Origin of the sequence: Carbonatibacter coralli, from assembly GCF_039592655.1 — a bacterium.
GTDB lineage: Bacteria > Pseudomonadota > Alphaproteobacteria > Kiloniellales > Kiloniellaceae > Carbonatibacter > Carbonatibacter coralli.
In genome coordinates this window covers 403,186-424,188 of the sequence record NZ_JBBUTJ010000003.1, presented here as the reverse complement: position 1 = coordinate 424,188, position 21,003 = coordinate 403,186, and the positions used below count along the sequence as shown (strand labels likewise).

18 protein-coding genes are annotated in these 21,003 nt (G+C 54.3%); 12 read left to right on the top strand and 6 right to left on the bottom strand.

Features of this window, described 5'->3' with window-relative positions; all coding sequences use genetic code 11:
* Nucleotides 1-3: 3 nt before the first annotated feature.
* Together AAAH10_RS10405 and AAAH10_RS10400 are read left to right on the top strand one after the other, a co-directional pair.
* Complete coding sequence (locus AAAH10_RS10405) at nucleotides 4-294, top strand: acylphosphatase (protein ID WP_343563224.1); 291 nt, start codon at nucleotides 4-6, stop codon at nucleotides 292-294.
* Nucleotides 295-357: 63 nt separating this feature from the next.
* On the top strand, nucleotides 358-1,296 hold the full coding sequence (locus tag AAAH10_RS10400; RefSeq protein ID WP_343563222.1) for a DMT family transporter: 939 nt from the start codon (nucleotides 358-360) through the stop codon (nucleotides 1,294-1,296).
* 129 nt (nucleotides 1,297-1,425) lie between these two features.
* Here AAAH10_RS10400 and AAAH10_RS10395 read toward each other — a convergent pair whose 3' ends face one another.
* Both AAAH10_RS10395 and AAAH10_RS10390 read right to left on the bottom strand, forming a co-directional pair.
* The gene (locus AAAH10_RS10395) at nucleotides 1,426-2,616 is read right to left on the bottom strand and encodes a phosphatidylserine decarboxylase (RefSeq protein WP_343563220.1); all 1,191 of its coding nucleotides are present in this window, start codon (nucleotides 2,614-2,616) and stop codon (nucleotides 1,426-1,428) included.
* A 325-nt stretch (nucleotides 2,617-2,941) separates the two neighbouring features.
* Entirely contained in the window at nucleotides 2,942-3,088 is a 147-nt protein-coding gene (locus AAAH10_RS10390) for a DUF1127 domain-containing protein (RefSeq protein ID WP_343563218.1), read from the bottom strand.
* A 366-nt stretch (nucleotides 3,089-3,454) separates the two neighbouring features.
* Between AAAH10_RS10390 and AAAH10_RS10385 the strand changes: the two genes are divergently transcribed.
* Together AAAH10_RS10385 and AAAH10_RS10380 are read left to right on the top strand one after the other, a co-directional pair.
* Entirely contained in the window at nucleotides 3,455-4,333 is an 879-nt protein-coding gene (locus AAAH10_RS10385) for a DMT family transporter (RefSeq protein WP_343563216.1), read from the top strand.
* A gap of 98 nt (nucleotides 4,334-4,431) precedes the next feature.
* The gene (locus AAAH10_RS10380; RefSeq protein WP_343563214.1) at nucleotides 4,432-7,434 is read left to right on the top strand and encodes an aminotransferase class III-fold pyridoxal phosphate-dependent enzyme; all 3,003 of its coding nucleotides are present in this window, start codon (nucleotides 4,432-4,434) and stop codon (nucleotides 7,432-7,434) included.
* A gap of 71 nt (nucleotides 7,435-7,505) precedes the next feature.
* Here AAAH10_RS10380 and AAAH10_RS10375 read toward each other — a convergent pair whose 3' ends face one another.
* From AAAH10_RS10375 to AAAH10_RS10360, 4 genes are all read right to left on the bottom strand, one after another.
* On the bottom strand, nucleotides 7,506-9,596 hold the full coding sequence (locus AAAH10_RS10375) for a dipeptide ABC transporter ATP-binding protein (protein ID WP_343563213.1): 2,091 nt from the start codon (nucleotides 9,594-9,596) through the stop codon (nucleotides 7,506-7,508).
* A gap of 94 nt (nucleotides 9,597-9,690) precedes the next feature.
* Nucleotides 9,691-10,842, bottom strand: coding sequence for an ABC transporter permease (locus tag AAAH10_RS10370; protein ID WP_343563212.1), 1,152 nt, complete (start codon nucleotides 10,840-10,842; stop codon nucleotides 9,691-9,693).
* Nucleotides 10,843-10,852: 10 nt separating this feature from the next.
* Complete coding sequence (locus AAAH10_RS10365) at nucleotides 10,853-11,890, bottom strand: ABC transporter permease (protein ID WP_343563210.1); 1,038 nt, start codon at nucleotides 11,888-11,890, stop codon at nucleotides 10,853-10,855.
* Between the two features lie 96 nt (nucleotides 11,891-11,986).
* The gene (locus tag AAAH10_RS10360) at nucleotides 11,987-13,636 is read right to left on the bottom strand and encodes an ABC transporter substrate-binding protein (protein ID WP_343563208.1); all 1,650 of its coding nucleotides are present in this window, start codon (nucleotides 13,634-13,636) and stop codon (nucleotides 11,987-11,989) included.
* Nucleotides 13,637-14,173: 537 nt separating this feature from the next.
* Here AAAH10_RS10360 and AAAH10_RS10355 point away from each other — a divergent pair.
* The 8 genes from AAAH10_RS10355 (at nucleotide 14,174) to ribB (ending at nucleotide 21,003) form a co-directional block, all read left to right on the top strand.
* A complete protein-coding gene (locus AAAH10_RS10355; protein WP_343563206.1) occupies nucleotides 14,174-14,629 on the top strand; it encodes a MarR family winged helix-turn-helix transcriptional regulator in 456 nt (151 codons plus the stop codon).
* A 156-nt stretch (nucleotides 14,630-14,785) separates the two neighbouring features.
* Nucleotides 14,786-15,061, top strand: coding sequence for a DUF6898 family protein (locus AAAH10_RS10350; RefSeq protein ID WP_343563205.1), 276 nt, complete (start codon nucleotides 14,786-14,788; stop codon nucleotides 15,059-15,061).
* A 380-nt stretch (nucleotides 15,062-15,441) separates the two neighbouring features.
* Nucleotides 15,442-15,876 carry a ribose 5-phosphate isomerase B gene (gene rpiB, locus AAAH10_RS10345; protein WP_343563203.1) on the top strand — a complete coding sequence of 145 codons (435 nt, stop codon included), beginning with the start codon at nucleotides 15,442-15,444 and terminating at the stop codon, nucleotides 15,874-15,876.
* Between the two features lie 130 nt (nucleotides 15,877-16,006).
* Nucleotides 16,007-17,293: a serine hydroxymethyltransferase gene (gene glyA, locus AAAH10_RS10340; protein ID WP_343563201.1), complete on the top strand. Its 1,287-nt coding sequence runs from the start codon at nucleotides 16,007-16,009 to the stop codon at nucleotides 17,291-17,293.
* A gap of 187 nt (nucleotides 17,294-17,480) precedes the next feature.
* Entirely contained in the window at nucleotides 17,481-17,966 is a 486-nt protein-coding gene (nrdR, locus tag AAAH10_RS10335; protein ID WP_343563199.1) for a transcriptional regulator NrdR, read from the top strand.
* A 29-nt stretch (nucleotides 17,967-17,995) separates the two neighbouring features.
* Entirely contained in the window at nucleotides 17,996-19,129 is a 1,134-nt protein-coding gene (ribD, locus tag AAAH10_RS10330) for a bifunctional diaminohydroxyphosphoribosylaminopyrimidine deaminase/5-amino-6-(5-phosphoribosylamino)uracil reductase RibD (RefSeq protein ID WP_343563197.1), read from the top strand.
* Between the two features lie 101 nt (nucleotides 19,130-19,230).
* Nucleotides 19,231-19,860: a riboflavin synthase gene (locus AAAH10_RS10325; RefSeq protein WP_343563195.1), complete on the top strand. Its 630-nt coding sequence runs from the start codon at nucleotides 19,231-19,233 to the stop codon at nucleotides 19,858-19,860.
* Between the two features lie 27 nt (nucleotides 19,861-19,887).
* Nucleotides 19,888-21,003 carry a 3,4-dihydroxy-2-butanone-4-phosphate synthase gene (gene ribB / locus AAAH10_RS10320; RefSeq protein ID WP_442490270.1) on the top strand — a complete coding sequence of 372 codons (1,116 nt, stop codon included), beginning with the start codon at nucleotides 19,888-19,890 and terminating at the stop codon, nucleotides 21,001-21,003.

Below are 21,003 nucleotides of genomic sequence, written 5' to 3'. Positions count from 1 at the left end.
AAGATGAAAACCCGGCGTGTCATGATCTCGGGAAAGGTGCAGGGTGTCGGTTTTCGCCACTGGACCTGTCAGCAGGCCGGACAGCTCGGGCTTGCGGGCTGGGTGCGCAATCGCAGTTCAGGGGATGTGGAAGCCTGTTTTACCGGTGAGAACAATGCGGTGGAGATCATGCTGGATCGACTCTGGAAGGGGCCGGGTTTTTCAAAGGTAACGGCTGTAACGCTGCTGGAGGGTGAAGGGGATGCTGCCGGACCGGTGCCTGAGATGGATTTTGTGCGTTTGGAAACCCTGTAGCTGTTCCTGCCGTTTTCGAGATTGCTTTGAAGGTCCTGAAAGAGTGAGGGGAGTGATCTGATCTTGCGGCAAAGACTTGAAGTCCGTCCACAGAACCTCCTGCTTGGTGTTTCGCTGATCGTTGCAACGGGCTTTACCATCTCCGTTCAGGATGTGGTGTTCAAACTTTTCAGCAATGAACTGACGCTTTGGCAGATCTTTGTCCTGCGCGGTGTTCTGGCTGTTCCCCTGCTGCTTGCTGTCAGCAGGGTTCGGGGCAGGCACAGAGGGCTGTTGCGTACAGCCTTCGGGAAATGGGTGCTGTTGCGCTCACTGTTTATCACTACCACTTTCCTTGCCTTTTATGCTGCACTTCCCTTCCTGAGCTTGTCGACGGTTGGTGCGGCCAACTATCTTGCGCCGCTTTTTGTTACGCTGCTTTCTGCCTGTGTGATCAGGGAAGCTGTTGGCATCAGGGGATGGCTTGGGGTCTGTCTGGGCTTTGCCGGGATTGTGATCCTGCTGCGCCCCGGTACCGATGCCTTTTCGTCCTGGGCACTGCTTCCGGTTGTCGGTGCGGCTTTTTATGCTCTGGCCCACATTACAACAAGGGTCAGGTGTCAGGGCATTCCCCTTGCTGCAATCTCCCTGTCGCAGAATATCGTGATGATGCTCAGTGGTCTGCTTGTCAGTCTGGTGCTTTTCGGGGTTCAGCCTGAAGGGGCATTCTTTGAAGCCTATCCTTATGTTTTTGGTCTCTGGACAGCTCCGGATATGACGGACTGGCTGGTTCTGGCTTTATTGGCAGGCTTTGCTGTTGTCATCGGCATGATGCTGGCCGGTGCCTATCAGGCTGCGCCACCCTCTGTCGTATCAACCTTTGAATACAGCTACCTTGTCTTTGTCGCTGTGTGGGACATTCTGTTTTTTGGTATTGAACCCACACCGGGCTCTGTTACCGGCATGGTGCTGATTGTGCTGGCTGGCCTGCTTGTCCTGCAGCGAAGGCCAGTGACCTCTTGATCTGTCTGTTTGAAAGAAAAAGCCGCTCCGGAATACCGGAGCGGCTTTTGTTGCGACTTCAATCCCGTACTCTTCCCGGAGTAGATGGGGAAGGGTGCTTCCGGGGGACTTGCAAGCCAGTTGCCGATGTCAGGAGCATTTGGCGATCATCTGTCCATAATGATTGTATTTGTCACCGGTGCTCTGCAGAACGGCCTTTGCCTTTTCCTCAAAGAGGATGATGATATCCGATCCGCCGAACTGGAAAAATCCGAATTCATCGCCCTTTTTGCAGTCCTGATGATAGAGGCTTTCATACATGTGCACGGAAGAGCACTGGGCCATGCCAATCGGAATGACTGTCACGTAACCGATGTCCCCGTGTGCGGAGCCACTGGTGTCGATGGTGATCACACCACGGGCCTGGGTAAATTCATATCCGCCCTGTGCATTGTCAGGTGCATCAAACTGCCCGTTTTGAAGGGTGACATCCAGATAGGCCTGTCCGTGGACCTTGCGCACGTCGACAATCCTGCCACTGACGGGGATATGGAACCTGTGATAGGAAAAAGGCGAGAGGAAATAATGGGCAAAAAGTCCTGAATTGAACCTGTCCGCATAGTCATGGTTGTCGTGACAGTGCAGCAGCTCCCGGATTGTGGCAAAGCGATGCGTGTTCTTGATCGTAATGCCGGGGATTGTTCCCGTCGTGGAAATCGGAAAGCTTTTCCTGAAGGTGCAATCTGCCGGAAAGGTCGGAGCAAGATTGTTGTCAGGCTCGTGGACAGGTCTCAGTCCGTCTTTGATTTCCCGGCTGAAAAATTCGTTGAAGCTTTTCCAGCTTTCCGGATTTTTGTAGTCCTGGACCCTGTATTGCGGGGAATTGTTCGTGAAGTTTTCCAGCTGCTCTTTGGACCAGGAGTCCTCTGTGTTGAGGAAAGCCCCCCAGTCATTGGAAATTTTTGTGTAATAGGCCGGAAACTCTTCCTGCCATGTTGTTTCCTTACCGTTCAGCACAAAGGGCTGGTTGATCAGCCAGTAAAAGTGGCACAGGCGATCATAGACTTCCTGTGCAGAGCCGGTTTTGGGATCTTTCCAGGCCGGATTGTCCGTCTGATCCGGTGCCCATCTTACAAAGGCGCGGAGGTAATCCTGATAGTCTCCCCATCGTTCGGGCCAGTCCAGGGCTTCGAACAAGGCTCTGTCGAGCTTGTCCTGTGCAATTCTCTTCGCACTCAGAAGCGTTGCTTCAAACAGGGTCAGAAACACACAATCTTCGACTTCCCGGAACAGATCATTGATTGATCGCATATAATCATTGGTTGTGACGTTCATATCCATTTGAGGTCTCCTTGGAATCTGTAAATCAAGGATCATTACCATTAAGTGTAAACAAAATATGAAATACACCTATGAAGATTATTTGGGTATGCGATTTTCCTGTTTTGAAACAAGGAGAAGCAGATTTTGAGCCCCCTCAATCCTGCCCGGATGAGTGCCCGGTGACAGGGAGGAATGTTACGTTCTTTCGGGATGACTGGAGAAAGAGTGTATCTTTTCCTGCAAGACATGCTGTGCATTTTGCGGACAAACAAAAAACCGCCCCGAAATGTCGGGACGGTTTTTTGTTGTATCTTCAATCCGGTGTGGATTGCTGTCCAGTCAATCAGAAGCTGGAAAAGGCAATCTTGTGGATGTCACCGCGCTCGATGCCCAGATCGTAAAGAGCACCATCGCTCAGGGAGCGAAGCTCTTTTTCAGTCATGATAGCGTTGTACAGACCGGAGATTTTTTTGATGATTGCGTAAAGCATGGCGGACCTCAATGAAATAGGGTGTTTTACATTCCATCGGCGCTGCTATCAGCCGCCTTTGTTGAGTCTGATGTAATCCTCTTTTCCACAGTCGAGTAGTGCAAAAAAAGCAGGGCTGTTAGACGTTAAATGTATTGCTGTCGACATTAGCCAAATTGATGTCGCCAAATGGATAATTCCCTGTGTTTGTCAGGCTTTCAAGGCTGTGGCTGTTGATATGGATCAAGAAGGGCCTGCAGGAAACGGGGGACTTTTTTTCAATGTCTGTACTTTTCGGAAGGACTCGAAACAGTTTCTGGTGGTCATGCCTCTGGTTTGGCTGTAGCAAGGAAGGCTGTTCCCATAAAAAAACAGGCACCCTGTCCAATGAATGTCCTCGCACTTCCCATGCCCTTACGGGATTTTTCTGCTCTTGTTATGGTCATTGTGCTGTGGGGAATGAACTTCATTGCTGTCAAGTTCGGTGTGCTGGAGTTTCCTGTCTGGGCCTCGCTGTTTTTCCGCTTTGGTCTCGCGGCTCTTTTCCTGCTGCCTTTTTGTCCCTTTCCCAAAGGCCAGTTTCTGACCCTGCTCATGCTGACTGTACTGCTGGTTCTGGGACACTTTGCAACGATGTTCTGGGCCATTCAGCATTCGCCGTCGACCGGAATGGTGGCTGTGATCATGCAGATGACGCCCGCCTTTGCAATTATTCTGGCGTTTGCGTTCTTCAGGGAAGTGCCCGGAAAACGGCGCATCATCGGACTGGTGGTTTCCTTTCTGGGCGTTGTGGTCATTTTCTATGAGCCTGTTTTCTTTGATTCTGTAACGGCCATTGTTGTGACGCTTTTTTCTGCCTTTTTTCTGGCGTCCTACACAGTGATGCTCAGAGTGCGCGATGCCATTCCTCCCCTGACCATCATCTGCTGGACGTCGGTAATGGGGGGTGTGATGTCCCTGATCATCACCCTGCTTTTTGAGCCGTCCCTGCTTGAGACGGTGCAAACCGTTTCCCTCTCTGCATGGGGAGGTGTTGTTTTCACGGCAATTGGCGGCAGCATTCTGGGACACGGGGCCTATGCCTGGCTTTTGCGGCGCCAGCCCGTTTCTCTGGTGTTGCCCTTTACCCTGATTATTCCTGTGATCCCGCTTCTGATGGGATCGGTTCTCTTTGACGAGCCGCTGACATCACGCATCATTCTGGGCACTGTTGTAATTCTGCTGGGGATTGGATTTATTATGCGATCCAAAGCCTATGAGCGCTGATCCTCTTGGCTTGCCGACGCTTTTGTTCTATTCGTTGTAACGAATGAAAACAGATCGTCCTGCTGTGCGTAAAGGGGCGACGCAACAGGGTGAAAAACATGACATTGTTCTGGGCAACGGCGCTGGAACAGCAGTGGGGTATCACTGCTGAACTGACAGGGCTGGATGGTGAATACGATCTTAATTTTCTGGTTCGGGCCGGGGACGGACAACGCTATGTGCTGAAGGTCATGCGTGCCGGTTGTGAGGCTGGTCTCGTTGATATGCAGGTCAGGGCACTGGAACATATTCAGCAGACGGACCCGGAGCTTCCAAGCCCTTCCGTTATCAGATCCCTGTCGGGTGAGGCCATGCTTTCCATTCCCGATGAGGAGGGCCGGATCAGACTGGTCTGGTTGCTGGAGTGGTGTCCCGGTCGCTGCTATGCGGACTTCAAGCCGAAATCGGATGAACTGATCCACAGGATTGGTCAGGTTCTGGCGGGAACAACGCAGGCTCTTGAGAGCTTCGAGCATCCCGGACTGCAAAGAGAGTTCAAATGGGACCTCATGCAGGCAGGCTGGATCAGGGATCAGCTGGATGTTGTGACCGATCCGGAGCGCAGGCAGCTGCTGGAGGAAATTGTAACTGAGTTCACGGCTCTTCAGCCTGCCCTTGAAGCGCTGCCCGAACAGGCCATTCACAATGATGCCAATGACTATAACATCATGGTTGATGGAGGCCCGGGCAAGACGCTGACGGTGACCGGTCTGATTGACCTTGGTGACATGTGTGCGGCTCCGCGCATTTGTGATCTGGCGATTGCCGCGGCCTATATAGTTCTGGATCATCCGGCCCCGGAGACTGCGCTGGCGATGCTTGTTGCAGGCTATGACGAGGTTCATCCCCTGAGCGTGGAAGAGCTGGATCTGCTCTGGCCCCTGCTGCGGATGCGGCTGGCTGTCAGTGTGGTGAACTCGACCATGATGGCGCAGGAGAATCCTGATGATCCCTATGTGACCATCTCCCAGGCTCCGGCCTGGCGTTTTCTCGAGCGCGAGGGAATGCATGCCGGCCTGATTACTGCGCGGTTGCGGGCTGTTTGTGACCTGCCTGTGGTGGAGGGGGCTGATCGTGTTCTGGCGTGGCTGGATGAAGAACGCGGCAACTTTGCGCCCCTCATGGGCAAGGCGCTGGACCATGTTCCTGCCGGGTCCCTGTCTGTCGAGGAGAGCACGTTTCCCCAAAACCCCTTCCACATGCCCTTGCAGGAAGCTGCGCGTCTGGGGCAGGAGTATGGCGATGAAGAGGGATGGTGGCTGGGTTATTACCATGAACCGCGCCTGATCTATACAGAAGACGCCTTTCGCAAGGGGCCCTGGAAAGCCAGCGACCGCCGGACTGTTCATCTGGCCGTGGATGTGTTTGCACCGGCTGAAACGCCGCTTCATGCACCGCTCGCCGGTGAGGTGTTCGTTGTTGAAAACAGGGCGCAGCATCTTGATTATGGCGGCGTGATCATTCTGCGTCATGAAACAGAGGCCGGAGACAGTTTCTATACGCTCTACGGGCATTTGGATCCGGAATGCTGTGATCGTCTGGGCAGGGGAGACAGAATCGAAAAGGGTGAAAGCTTCTGTCGTCTGGGCGGGCCGGACGTTAACGGTGGCTGGGCTCCGCATGTTCACTTCCAACTGGCCCTGACCACCGAGGGGATCGAGGCCGACTGGCCGGGTGTCGGTGATCCTGACGAGATGTACCTCTGGTCAGCGGTCTGTCCAAATCCGGCTGCGCTGCTCAATCTGGCTGATGCTGATGTCTGTTATCAGCCAACAGACAGGGATGAACTGCAGCAGGAGCGCCAGGCACGCTTCAGCGACAATCTGCGACTGACCTACAGCAGCCCGGTCATGCTGGTGCGGGGCTGGAAGCATCACATGTTTGATGAGTGGGGGCGTCCCTATCTGGATGCCTACAACAATGTTCCCCATGTCGGGCACGCGCATCCGCGTATTCAGGCTGTTGCTGCTGACCAGCTGAAGCGGGTTAACACCAACACCCGTTATCTGCATCCGGCCCAGACAGCCTATGCCCGGAAGATCCTGAGCAAGATGCCGGATCATCTGGATGTCTGTTTTCTTGTGAACTCCGGAACAGAGGCCAATGAGCTGGCCCTGAGGCTGGTGCGGGCCTCTACGGGGTGTAAGGGTATGGTGACCCCTGATCACGGCTATCACGGCAACACGACCGGAGCGATTGATATCTCGGCCTACAAGTTTAATGCTGCAGGGGGTGTCGGACCATCTGACTGGGTTGAGCTGGTCGAGGTCGCCGATGACTATCGCGGATCGTTTCGCCGGAATGACCCTGACCGTGCACGGAAGTTTGCTGATCTGGTCGATCCTGCCATCGGGAAACTCCAACAGAGCGGTCACGGGCTCGCGGGCTTTATTGCCGAAACCTTTCCGTCTGTTGGCGGACAGATTATTCCGCCCGAGGGCTATTTGAAGGCTGTTTACAGCAAGATCAGGGCAGCCGGAGGTCTTTGCATTGCTGATGAAGTGCAGACCGGTCTGGGGCGGCTTGGCGACTATTATTTCGGTTTTGAGCAACAGGAGGTGTTGCCGGATATTGTCGTGCTGGGGAAACCTGCCGGAAACGGTCATCCGCTGGGTATTCTTGTGACCACACGGGCCATTGCTGACAGCTTTGCACAGGGACCTGAATTTTTCTCGACCTTTGGTGGTTCGACCCTTTCCTGCCGGATTGGCAAGGAGGTTCTGGACATTGTTGACGAGGAAGGCCTTCAGGAAAACGCGCGCCTTATGGGGCGTCGTCTGAAGGATGGCCTGCTTGAACTGGAACAGAAGTATGCCTGTGTCGGTGACGTGCGGGGAATCGGACTGTTCCTTGGCCTTGAACTGATTGAGGGTGATGGTTCCCAAAGCACGGTGATTTGCCAGTATGTGAAGAACCGCATGCGCGATTACCGGATTCTGATCGGGAGCGAGGGACCAAAGGACAACATCCTGAAAATCCGTCCGCCGCTGACGATTGAAGCCGAAGACGTGGACATGATCCTTGCTGTTCTGGACCAGGTGCTTTCAGAAGTTGAAAACTGAAGCTGCCCGGACAAAAGAAAAAGCGCGCCCGGTATGGAGCGCGCTTTTTTTATGGAGACAGAAGTCCGGGCTCAGGCCGCGTTTTCGTCTTCGTCCTTGTGGAAGGAAATCACCGGTGTCATGCGGGAGAACTGCTCCTCGCTGAGGTGACACTTGACCTGGTGGCCGTCGGCCCATTCCTTGACGGATGGAACCTCTTTGGCACAGAGATTGTCCGGGACTTCCTTGGCCCAGCGGCAGCGCGTGTGGAACGGGCAGCCTTTGGGTGGGCGCATCGCCGAGGGGATGTCGCCATCCAGAACGATGTGCTGTTTTTCCACAGAGGTATCGGCAATCGGAATGGCGGAAAGCAGCGCTTCTGTGTAGGGATGGTAGGGAGGAGCATAGATCTGGTCTGTGGTTCCCTGTTCCACGATATGCCCCAGATACATCACCACAACCCGGTCCGCGATATAGCGGACAACGGACAGGTCGTGGGAAATGAAGAGCATTGTCGTCTTCGCCTCACGCTGGATGTCCATCAGAAGCTCTGTCACTGCGGCCTGAACCGACACATCCAGAGCAGAGACGGGTTCATCTGCCACAACAACTTTCGGGTGGCCTGCAAAGCAGCGGGCGACACCGATACGCTGTTTCTGACCACCGGACAGCTGGCGCGGTTTCCGTCTGGCAAACTCGCGTGGCAGCTTGACCAGATCAAGCAGTTCCAGCATGCGCTGTTCCCGTTCTTCCTGGTTCTTGCCGATGTTGAATTTTTCCAGTGTCCGGACGATCTGCGACCCGATCGAGTGGCTCGGGTTCAGGGTATCAAACGGGTTCTGGAAGACCATCTGCAAGGAGGCAACGGTTTCAGGAGTACGGTTGTCGACCTCCACGCCCTGAATGTCGATCCCGTCGAGTGTGGCGCGACCTTCCGTTGCTGTTTCCAGCCCCAGAAGAACCTTCGCAAGAGTCGACTTGCCGCAACCGGATTCTCCCACAATTGCCGTTGTTTCTGACTCTCTGGCTGTGAAGGAAATACTCTCGTTTGCCTTGACGGTGACGGATTTCTTGCCGCCAAAGACCGCGTTGGCGGCAACGTGGTAGTATTTCTTGAGATCATCGACAACCAGGATTTCACGCCCCGGTTCAACAACCTCGTGCTTCTTCAGGTTTGTCGGCAGGGCAGTCCAGTCGACATCCTTGAAACGCAGGCAGCGTGTCAGGTGGCCGGGCGCATCCGGTACCTGTTGCATTTCAATGGTGCCGAAATCACAGATGGCTTCATCGAAGTGCTGACAGCGCGGACCGAAGTTGCAGCCTCTGGGGCGCTGGGTTGGCAGGGGAAGCTGGCCGGGAATGGCAATCAGGGGTTTCTCGTTCTTGTCTGCGCCGGGCAGAGGAATGGAACGGAACAGACCCTGGGTGTAAGGGTGCTGCATCTTGTCAAAGACTTCCTTGACCGTGCCTGTCTCCACAGCTTCACCGGAATACATGATTGTGACGCGATCACAGGTTTCCATGATCAGGCCGAGGTTGTGTGAAATGAAGAGCAGGGAGGTCCCGAAGCGTTTGCCCAGATCCTTGACCAGTTCCACGATCCCGGCCTCGACTGTAACATCCAGCGCTGTTGTCGGCTCGTCCAGCAGCAACAGATCCGGTTTTGACAGCAGGGCCATGGCAATCACGATACGCTGCTGCTGACCGCCGGACAGCTGGTGAGGGTAGGAATTCATGATCCGGGCCGGATCGGGAAGCTTGACGGCCTCAACCATCTCGATGGCGCGGTCGTAGGCCTCCTTCTCTGTTACCCCCTTTTCATGGATCAGCGGAACTTCCATCAGCTGTTTGCCGATTTTCATGGCCGGGTTCAGACTGGCCATGGGTTCCTGATAGATCATGGCAATCTTGGAACCGCGAATGTCGCGCAGTTCCTCGTTGGACATTTCGCCCATGTCCTTGCCCTTGAAGCGGATCTTGCCGCCCACGATTTTACCGCGGTTGCCCATGTCGCGCATGATACCCAGCGCAACAGTGGATTTTCCGCAACCGGATTCCCCGACAAGGCCCATTGCCTCTCCGGGCATGACCTTGCAGGAAAAATCCATGACCGCCGGGATTTCACCCGCGCGAACAAAGAAAGAGATATAGAGGTTCTCTATCTCCAGAATAGGTGTCGTCATAACGTAGCTCCCTCCTGAGGGCTGGAAGACGCTTTTTGTTTTTTTGGCGCGTCTTCCAGTGTTTCGTTCTGATTTTTGTTTTCGGGTTCCTTGCCTAGTCCTTGAGGGATTCCTCCCGCAGTGAGTCTGCCAGCATGTTGAGGCCCAGTACGAAGGACATCAGAGCCAGCGCAGGGAAGATGGCCGGGTGGGCATAGAGACGCAGGAGGCGGGAGCCATCCTTGATCGCTGTTCCCCAGTCCGGACTTTCAGGAGCCAGTCCAAGGCCGAAGTAACCCAGAGTTCCCAGCAGGATTGTGGTGTAGCCAATCCGCAGACAGGCATCGACAATCAGAGGACCACGCGCATTCGGGAGGATTTCCCACAGCATGATGTACCAGGGGCTTTCACCCCGGGTCTGGGCCGCTGCAATGTAGTCGCGTGTCTTGATGTCAAGCACCAGACCACGGACGATACGGAACACGGCCGGGCTGGTGACAAAGACAACCGAGACGAAGATGTTCAACTCGTTCGGGTCGATGGCAACAATGCCGAGCGGATCGGCATCAAAGACCAGACCGATGTAGATCCATCCTCCCAGCAGGAGCGTCAGGGCCATGTAGGGAACCAGCTTTTCCGAACGGTTCTTGAACTTGGTGTAGAAGAGCGTCAGGAAAAACAGGATCGGGAACATGAAAAAGACACCTGCCATGGCATAGGGAATTGGTGTTTCCATGATGCCCGGTGTTACCAGAAGGTAGAACAGCAGGATCACAGGGAACGCCAGCACCAGATTTGCCAGGAAGGAAACGATGGTGTCTGTCTTGCCACCGAAGTATCCGGCAGGCAGGCCGAGGACCGTGCCGACCATCAACGCAAAAGCTGTCGCCGCAGGCGCAATGATCAGAACGATCTGGCTGCCACTGACCACACGACTGAAGACATCGCGCGCCAGATTGTCCCCGCCAAAGAGGAAGGCAATACCCGTTCCGGGTTCAATCGTCCCCGGGAGCTTGTTCTTCATGGCCGGGAACTGGGCCAGGGGATCAACAGTGACAATGATGTCGGCAAAGAGAGCTGTGAAGACCCAGAAACCAAGGATCATCACACCGGCAATGCCAACACCGGAGCTGAAGAGGCGGCCGTACAGTCCCAGACGGTTCTGGTACATCAGGCCGGTGATGAGGATGAAGGCCAGCGCGATCCACACGGGCCAGAAGCGCCCGAGGGTGAGGCCGACAATTTCCAAGAAGCTTACAGATTCCATTTGAGCCCCCTTATTTAACGCGAATTCTCGGGTTCAGATAGGCATAGCCGATATCGGAGATCAGCTGTGTCACCAGAACCACGGCGACGGAGACGATGGAACATCCCAAAAGCAGGTCGATGTCGTTGTTGCTGGCCGCCTGGACCAGCGTGAAACCAAAGCCCTGATAGCGGAACATGACTTCGACCACGACAACCCCGGTCAGCAGGAACGGGAACTGCAGCATGATCACGGTAAAGGGAGCAATCAGTGCATTGCGCAGGGCGTGCTTCAGGACAACCGAGCGGAAACTCAGTCCCTTCAGCCGGGCCGTGCGGATGTACTGGGCTGTCATCACCTCGACCATCGAAGCCCGCGTCATTCGGGCAATGTAGCCCATGCCGTAAATGGCAATGGTCATGACGGGCAGGGCGAAGTTGTTAAAGGTGATGCCCTTGGATGTGGCTGATGCTGCAGAGGCATTCAGCACGCCCAGCCAGGCGGCAAAGATCACGGTGAAGATAACGCCTGAGACATATTCGGGCGTCGCGGTCGTTCCGATCGAGAGAATGGAAAGACTGCGGTCTGTTTTCGATCCTTCCCGCATGCCGGCCAGGACCCCGATGAGCAGGGCCGAGGGAATCATGACAATGAAGACCCACATCATGAGCCATCCCGTCGCGGCCAGTGCCGGGAAGAGCTTCCCGCCGACATTGGTCTGGAAGTTTGTCGAACACCCAAAATCACCCTGGAGAATACCACTGAACTTCGCTTCGGTGGTTGCATCACAATAGACAAAGCGGGGACGCGCTTCGCCTGTTTCCTCGTCGATGAGAGGATCCTTGGGCCAGACACCAAGCCATTCTGCATATTGCTCGATGAACGGGTCACGATAGCCATTCTTTTCCAGCCAGGAATAGATGGCTTCGTCTGTTGCTCTCGCGTTTGTTTGCTGAATTGCCAGTTTTCTCAGGTTGGGTTCAAGATTCACCAGAAAGAAAACGGCAAAGGTCAGGCACAGCATGGTCAGGCCCATGGTACCCAGACGGCGTAATATAAATGTTAGCATCTCTGCCCCAAAGGTGTCGTTAACACTCTGTTTACTATTTTTGGCAAAAAGAAAGAGGAGTCCCTTTCAGAGACTCCTCCCCCCAGCAGACAGTGATCAGACGTCGAGCCAGATCTTATCGAAGTGTACCTCGTAGGATGAGTGCATGTTGCGACCCTTGACGCCCTCGACAGAGTGACAGAACAGGGAGCGCCAGTAAGGCTGAACAAAGTGACCAGCTTCACGCAGAATTGCTGACATGTCTTTCATCAGGCCGCGACGTGTGTCGGCATCCGCGATGGACAGGGCCTGTTCAAGCTTTTTGTCGAATTCAGGGTTCGTGTGGCCGGTTTCGTTCCAGGCTTCGCCGGTGCGGTAGGCCAGAGCGTAGATCTGAACACCGAGCGGACGACCGTTCCAGTTGGTGATGGAGTAGGGATACTTCGCCCAGTTGTTCCAGAAAGTCGATGTTGGAAGAACTGTACGCTTCACCTTGATACCGGCTTCACGAAGCTGGGCTGCAACAGCATCAGCCGTGTTTTTGCGGTAGTCATCATCCAGGGAAATCAGCTCGTGCTCGAAATCCAGTTGCCCGGCCTCTGTCAGAAGCGCAATGGCCTTTGCATTGTCGCGCGCCTGCTTTGGAAGCTCGGCATACTCGGGATGCATCGGGCCACAGTGGAAGTTTTCACCAGCCAGTCCGGTACCGCCGATGGCAAGCTGCAGAATTGCCTCGTTGTCTGTTGCAATCTGCAGAGCCTGACGAACACGTGCATCGTTGTAGGGTGGTGCAGGCTCGTGCGTACGAACAACAACAGTGTCACCGGTTACAACTTCGCTGCGCTGCAGACCCAGACTGTCGAGGATTTCCAGGAAGTCGGAGGTTGTTTCATAGTTACAGTGGATTTCCTCTGACTCAAAGGCCGCGATTTCAGCAGCAGGGTCCGCACCGTAGTCGATGATCTCAATGCCATCCAGAGGCGCTTCGCCGCCCCACCATTTGCCATCGGAACGGCGCTGGTAGACAGCAAGTGTGCCAACGTCATAGGAAACCAGCTCGAACGGACCTGTGCCGATCGGTGCTGCGATAATATCGCCACCCTGTGCTTCGAAGTCACGGTGGATCACCTGGGACGGGTACTCGGAAATCGCAGGGATGATTGTGATATCCGGAACACGCAGGTTCAGGCGGACAGTGTAATCATCAACCTTTTCAATGCCACCCTCAACAGCAACGCCGGTGTCAGGATCGACCAGGCTGTTCAGGCGGGATGCCATGGAGTTACCTTCAGCAGCGGATTCACACCAGCGGCCAATGTTGAATGCAACATCGTCAGCATTGAATGTGTCACCGTTGTTCCATGTGACGCCCTTGCGGCAATAAAGTGTGTAGGTCTTCGCATCGTCGCTGACCTCCCAGCTTTCCAGAAGCTGGCCTTCGAAAACACCGTCCGAAGTCAGGCGGACCAGATTTTCAAGGAATGGACGGACAGCGTTGCCTTTCTCGGAAAGGTCAAAGGTGCGAGGCTCCGGAACATTGAAGAGCTTCTGGGAGACGCGAAGAACGCCACCCTTCTTCGGCTCTTCGGCCTGAGCTTCTGATGGTGCAGCCAGACCGATCATGCCGTAGGCTGTTGCAGCCGTTGCACCAAAGGCGCTTGCAAGTGCAAGGAATTCACGGCGGTCCATTTTGCCCGCCTTGGTATCCTCTGCCCACGCAACAACGTGATCAGGCATAGGTGTGCCATTGCGTTTGAAGAATTTCATTTTTTCCTCCCGGGGATATTTTTTTGTTTTGTTGTAAGGACATCTTTATTCGTTTGAAGAGCTTTGTCAAACGGATATCTTGTTAAGAATAAATATAGGCAAGGTGATGTCATAATGATGACGCTTTATAAAATAATTCTTATTTTTTGACTTGATATATTGTTGATTATCTTTGTGTTTGTGGGATGAAGGCAATTTTCTTATGGAAGTCATAAGATTTTTTGATTTTTTATTTTCCTGTGAAAAAGCTTCGATTTGTTTTGTGAAAAATTACTATTTGTATTCATGATGCAGGTTTTTCGTATATTGCTTGTATACGACTTGTGTCCAGATTCGTGACCTGCTGTGCCTGCTCTGAAGTCGGGTTCCGTTTTTTTGTGGGGTTTTGTCGCGAATCAGCCTGATTTCGATAAGAAAAGGTTAAAAAACAAGGCAATTTTTCGATTGTAGTGTTTTTGTTAATTATATCTTTACTGAAAGCTTGGAAAAATGCTTGGAAATTGTGGTTAATAATTTTGTTTTCTGAGGGTTAATCAAGTGAAATCAACCTTTCTACAGACCATTTCCCTTGTTGAGCGTCTGCACCGTCAGTGCCTTGAAGTTGTCAAAGGTGAATTGGACCGACGCGGCGTACGCGACCTGAACAATATTCAGGCTTTGATTCTTTATAATATCGGCGAGGAAGAACTGTCTGTCGGAGAGTTGACACATCGCGGGTATTATCTGGGGTCCAACGTTTCCTACAATGTGAAGAAAATGGTCGAAAACGGCTATCTGATCCAGGAGCGTTCTCCACACGACCGCCGTTCCTTCCATGTTCGGGCGTCAGACACCGGCCTTGAAATCTATCATGCTGTATCCGGTATGTTTGATCGCCACGCCCAGAAAATTTCCGAAGGTATTATTCCGGAGGAAGACATGCGCACGGCAATGGCTGCGCTTCACAAGATGCAGGTCTTCTGGGCCTCTCCGATGGCCTTTGCGTCGGAATAGAAAGACTGTTCTGCTTGTGTGGACTGTCAGAAAAGCAGGCGGAGGGTTGCAGGCCCTCCGTTTTTTGCTTTCTGGTGTTTCTGTTTCCTGCAAAGAGTGCGGGACTGATGGCTGTTTGAACAGCAAAAACCTGATTTTCCCTGGAGCGGGATGATTGTGAAAAATACGTCTGACATAGGGCAGGTCATTATCGAAATGACACCACAGGGAGGTTACGTGAAGGTTGTTGCCTTTCACGTGGCAAGCCTGATCGAGGTTTCCCTTGTCGGCGATCCAAGGCAGCCGGAATCGGTCTTGCGCAATCTTGCCCTGAAAAAAATGCGGTTCGTCCTTGAGAAAAAGGGCCTGCTGGGTCCGTCGGGACAGCAGGGCGGAGAAGCGTCTTCCGATCCGGTTAGGGGCAAGGACAAGGGCAGGGGCTGGCTTGTGTAGCTGTGCCACGTCAAAAAAACTGTTTCTCCTTCGAAGATGCTGGCCTTTCTCCTGAGGGGTTGCGCTTTCTTCAAGGAGGCCGATCTTCTGTAAAAAACGCGTTTTTCTGGCCCCGGGCTTCTTTTTGTCGCTCAGGATTCCTGATGTGACGTTTTTTGTGTGAAGTTTCACCGGGGAAATCGTCATATTTTTTTCGAAAAGAAAAGCTCTGGAGATCGCATTCCGGTTTCGTCAGAAGACCGGTTTGGGTAACAGTGAAAAAGAAAAACACCTGATAGGGTATTTTTCTTTTCCTGTTGTGCTTCGACATGCTAAGGCTTTTTCAGATTTCACGCATCTTGCGTGCTCTTGTGAAAAAAGGGCCTGTCAGGGGTTTCATGATGACTGAAAAGGTAATTGCTCTCGCCGCCGATCACGCTGGCTACACGATGAAAAACATGCTTCGCGATCAGCTCGCCGAAGAGGGTTTCGAGGTCCTGGATCTGGGGACAAATGCTTCAGATTCAGTGGATTATCCGGACTATGCAGGATTGCTGGCTGACAGCATTTTGCAGGGCAGGGCCGGACGTGGAGTTCTGGTGTGTGGTTCGGGTATCGGGATTTCAATTGCCGCGAATCGTCACAAAGGGATCCGTGCCGCGCTCTGTCACGACGAAACTCTCGCGCGACTGTCACGACAGCACAACGATGCGAACGTTCTGGTTCTGGGGGCTCGTACAACTGGCGAAGAAGTTGCCAAAGCCTGCCTGCAGACCTTTATGAGTACCGAATTTGACGGTGGTCGCCATCAAAAGCGTATCGACAAGCTCGGTTAACAAAAAGCTGTGGAGGGAAGGGACATGCCCTCTGGAAAGCAGCAAACAAAACACGGCCCCAGACGGGTGTAACTTGTTCAGAAAGCCGTAAAAAAACGACTATAACCTCTACTTCATTGGAGAGCGGACTATGACCCTCGACCCTAAAACATTCTTTACTGCTCCTCTGGAACAAACAGATCCGGAAATTGCTGCAGCGATCAATGACGAGCTGCATCGCCAGCAAAACCAGATCGAACTGATTGCATCCGAGAACATCGTTTCTCTGGCGACCATGCAGTCCCTGGGTACTGTTCTGACCAATAAATACGCCGAAGGCTACCCAAGCCGTCGTTACTATGGTGGTTGTGAGCACGTTGACGTTGTTGAACAACTGGCTATCGAGCGTGCGAAAAAGCTGTTCAACTGTGAATATGTCAATGTTCAGCCACACTCCGGCGCACAGGCAAACCAGTGTGTAACACTGGCTCTGCTGCAGCCTGGTGACACCATCATGGGTCTGGATCTGGCGTCCGGTGGTCACCTGACACACGGTGCGCGTCCAAACCTGTCCGGCAAGTGGTTCAACGCTGTATGCTATGGCGTTGACAAGGAAACACACCAGTTCAACTTCGACGAGATTCGCAAGCTGGCTCTCGAGTGCAAGCCAAAGCTGATCATCGCTGGTGGTTCTGCTTACCCGCGCACAATCGATTTTGCCAAGTTCCGTGAAATTGCGGACGAGGTTGGTGCTTACCTGCACGTTGACATGGCGCACTTTGCCGGTCTGGTCGCTGCCGGCCTGCACCCGAGCCCGCTGCCTCACGCTCACGTCGTGACCAGCACAACGCACAAGACACTGCGTGCCGGCCGTGGCGGTATCGTTCTGTCCAACGATCTGGATATCGGCAAGAAAATCAACTCTGCAGCCTTCCCCGGTCTGCAGGGTGGCCCGCTGATGCACTCCATCGCATCCAAGGCTGTTGCGTTCAAGGAAGCTCTGGATCCGGAGTTCAAGAACTACGCTCAAAACGTTATCAGCAATGCCCAGACACTGGCTGCGACACTGGTTGAAAACGGTTTTGCGATCACAACAGGCGGCACCGACACGCACCTGATGCTGGTTGACCTGCGTCCGAAAGGCCTGACAGGAAACATTGCCGAGGAAAGCCTGGATCGTGCCGGGATCACCTGTAACAAGAACGGCATTCCGTTTGATCCGGAAAAGCCGATGGTCACATCCGGTATCCGTCTGGGTACACCGGCTGGCACAAGCCGCGGTTTCGGCCAAGCCGAATTCCGCAAGGTTGGTGAGCTGATCACTCGTGTTCTGGATGGTCTGGCTGCAAACCCTGAAGACAACTCTGCTGTTGAAGCGGAAGTGAAAGCGGAAGTTCAGGCGCTTTGTGCTGAATTCCCGATCTATCCCGGGCTCTAAGCCGGATTGATATCGACCTTTCAGGTCTGAACAGGAAAAAGTCCCGGACTGATTTTCAGTTCGGGGCTTTTTTTATCTGCCGTAATGGGCGAGTATGGTATCTCTTGCGGGATGGGTGGTCAGGCCCGCGAAAATGAAAATGTCCGAGTAAAAACAAACTCGTCCCGGAAAACAGCAGGAGCCATTGATGCGTTGTCCCTTTTGCAGCAGTGAAGAAACGCAGGTAAAGGACTCTCGTCCGACAGAGGATCATGCCTCTATTCGCCGCCGCCGTCAGTGCGGGGGCTGTGGTGCCCGCTTTACGACCTTTGAGCGTGTGCAGCTCAGGGAGTTGACGGTTGTCAAGGACAATGGACAGCGCGAGCTTTTTGATCGGGACAAGGTCACGCGCTCCATGCGTCTGGCGCTTCAGAAAAGGAATGTCGGTGCAGAAAAGATTGATCAGGTGGTCAGCGGTATTGTGCGCCAGCTTGAATCATCCGGTGAGGCCGAAATTCCGACAGATCGCATCGGCAGTCTGGTGATGGACGCCCTGATGCATCTGGACAAGGTGGGATATATCCGCTTTGCCTCTGTCTATCGGGATTTTCAGGAAGTCAGTGACTTCAAGGATCTGGTGGGTCGTCTTGATGACAGGGATGAAGAGGGCCATATCGAAGAGGCCGCTTCCTAAGACTATACGACATTGACAGAGTAAACCCTATGACTGCATCAGGATTGTCCGCGACAGAATTTTCTTCCATCGAGCAGGGGTTCATGCAATCCGCCCTGAATCTTGCGCGCAGGGGGCTGGGAAAGGTTGCGCCCAATCCGGCCGTAGGCTGTGTGATTGTCCGCGAAGGACAGGTTGTCGGCCGGGGCTGGACACAGCCGGGCGGACGCCCCCATGCCGAAGCCGTTGCACTGGCGCAAGCCGGTGAAAGCGCGCGCGGAGCAACCGCCTATGTCACGCTGGAGCCCTGCGCTCACCACGGCAAGACGCCGCCCTGTGCCGAGGCTCTGGTGTCTGCCGGAATTACACGGTGTGTCGTGGCCTGCGGCGATCCGGATGAGCGAGTGTCCGGCAAGGGGCTGGAAATCCTGCGCAAGGCCGGTGTCACAGTTGACTTCGGCCTGATGGAAAGCGAAGCGCTGTCGCTCAACCGGGGGTTCTTTTCCCGTGTAAGCCGGGGACGCCCGATGGTGACAGTCAAGGTGGCGACCACACTGGATGGACGAATCGCGACCAAACGCGGCGAGAGCAAGTGGATTACCGGTGATCTGGCCCGTCAGGCTTCCCAGATGCTGCGCGTTGAGCACGATGCCATTCTGGTGGGAAGCGGAACAGCACTGGCTGACAATCCCAGACTGGATGTGCGTCTGCCCGGACTGGAGAGCTTTTCGCCCCTGCGGGTGATTATGGACGGGCGTTTGCGCCTGCCCCTGACGTCCGATCTGGTGGCGCGTGCTGCTGAATGCCCGACCTGCCTGATGACCTTTGATGAAAATGACAGTCACCGTTTGAAAGCCTATGAGGACGCAGGTGTGAAGGTTGTTCATATCAAACGGGATGACACGGGCTTTGTCTGCCCGCTGACAGCTCTGGACAAGCTGGGCGAGATGGGCATAACCCGTCTGCTTGTCGAGGGGGGGAGCCATGTGATCGGCTCGCTTTTGCGTCAGGGGCTGGTGGATGAGATCGTCTGGTTCCGTGCGGCGAAGGTGATTGGCGGTGACGGTTTGCCGGTCATGACGGGCTTCGGACTTGAGAATCTGGCCGATGCCCCGCAGTTCCGGCTGGTTGACAGCCGCTATCTGGGCGAGGATCGCATGGAGCACTACTGCAAAACCGGCTGACAACCCGGTGCAGACGATGGCGGGCTTGAAAAAGTGCGGGACGGACCGGTTCTGCTGTGCTAAGCGGAACGCAAACAAACGAGATCTCTGGCAGGTATTGCATGTTTACCGGAATTATCACTGACCTGGGTGCTGTCAAAAGCCGTGAAGACCGGGGTGACTCCCGCTTTGTGTTTCAGGCTTCCTATGACATGGACACTGTGGATATGGGCGCTTCCATTGCCTGTAGCGGTGTCTGTCTGACCGTTGTGGACAAGGGAAACTCTCCTGAAGGCAACTGGTTTGCAGCTGACGTATCCGGAGAAACCCTGTCGGTGACAACCCTGTCCGGCTGGCAGGCGGGTACAGCGGTCAACTTCGAGCGGGCGCTCAGGCTGGGTGACGAACTGGGCGGGCATCTTGTTTCGGGACATGTTGATGGGGTGGCTGAAATCACGGATCTGCGGATGGAAGGGGATTCCCGTCGTTTCACGTTCCGTGCGCCGGATGGTTTTGCACGTTTTGTGGCGCCAAAGGGTTCTGTCGTTCTGGATGGTGTGTCCCTGACTGTCAACGAGGTTGAGGACAGGGGGGCAGAGGGCTGTTTCTTTGGAGTGAATATCATTCCGCACACAGCAGAGATGACGACTTTTGGTCAACGCAAGCCCGGAGATCGTATCAACTTTGAAGTCGATCTGATGGCGCGCTATGTGGCGCAGCTTCTTGATCGCAACCAGGGTCTGAACAATTAAGGCGGACCCGACAGGACAAAGGGAACAATGATGAGTGATTTCAGTGGCATTATTTCCAGCCCTGCGGAGATCATTGAAGAGGCACGCAACGGCCGGATGTTCATTCTGGTGGACGATGAGGACCGCGAGAATGAAGGCGATCTTGTCATCCCGGCGCAGATGGCAACGCCTGAAGCGATCAACTTCATGGCCAAATACGGCCGTGGCCTGATCTGTCTGGCGATGACACGCGAGCGCGTTGAGGAGCTTGAGCTTCCCCTGATGGCCCAGAAAAACGGGACCCGTCACGAAACGGCCTTTACGGTTTCCATCGAGGCACTGGAAGGTGTGACCACCGGGATTTCCGCACCGGATCGCGCCCGGACGATTTCTGTTGCCATTGATCCTGCCAAGGCAGCCGGTGATATCGTAAGCCCGGGGCATGTGTTCCCGCTGGTTGCACGGGATGGCGGCGTGCTGGTTCGCACCGGTCATACGGAAGCTGCTGTCGATGTGGCGCGTCTGGCAGGTCTGAACCCTTCAGGGGTGATCTGCGAGATCATGAAGGATGACGGCACCATGGCCCGTCGCGATGATCTCATCGAGTTTGCAAAAGAGCATGAGCTCAAGATTGCAACCATTGCCGATCTGATTGCCTATCGCCGGCGCTATGACCGTCTGGTGGAGCGCACGGTCGAAACAACGCTTGAGACAGAGCAGGCGGGAACCTTCAATGCTGCTGTCTATGTCAGCCGGATCAGCTATGCCGAGCACATGGTTCTCTGGAAAGGGGATCTGCGCGGGGATGAGCCTGTGATGGTTCGCATGCACGCGCTTTCCGTTCTGGATGATGTTCTGGGCGATGCCGGCAGTGGCAAGGCGGGTGATCTCCAGAAATCCATGCAGATGATTGAAGCAGAGGGGCGTGGTGCCGTTGTGCTGATCCGCGAACCTGCCCCCAGTGCACTGTCTGATGCGATCCGCAGTCGCAAGGGGGAAAACGTTCATGCGCCCCATCATCTCCGCGATTACGGTACCGGTGCGCAGATCCTCACCGATCTGGGGATCGAGAAGATGATCCTGCTGACAAATTCCGAGAAAACCATTGTAGGGCTTGACGGATACGGTCTTTCAGTGGTTGAACAGCGCGCAATTGAAGATTAA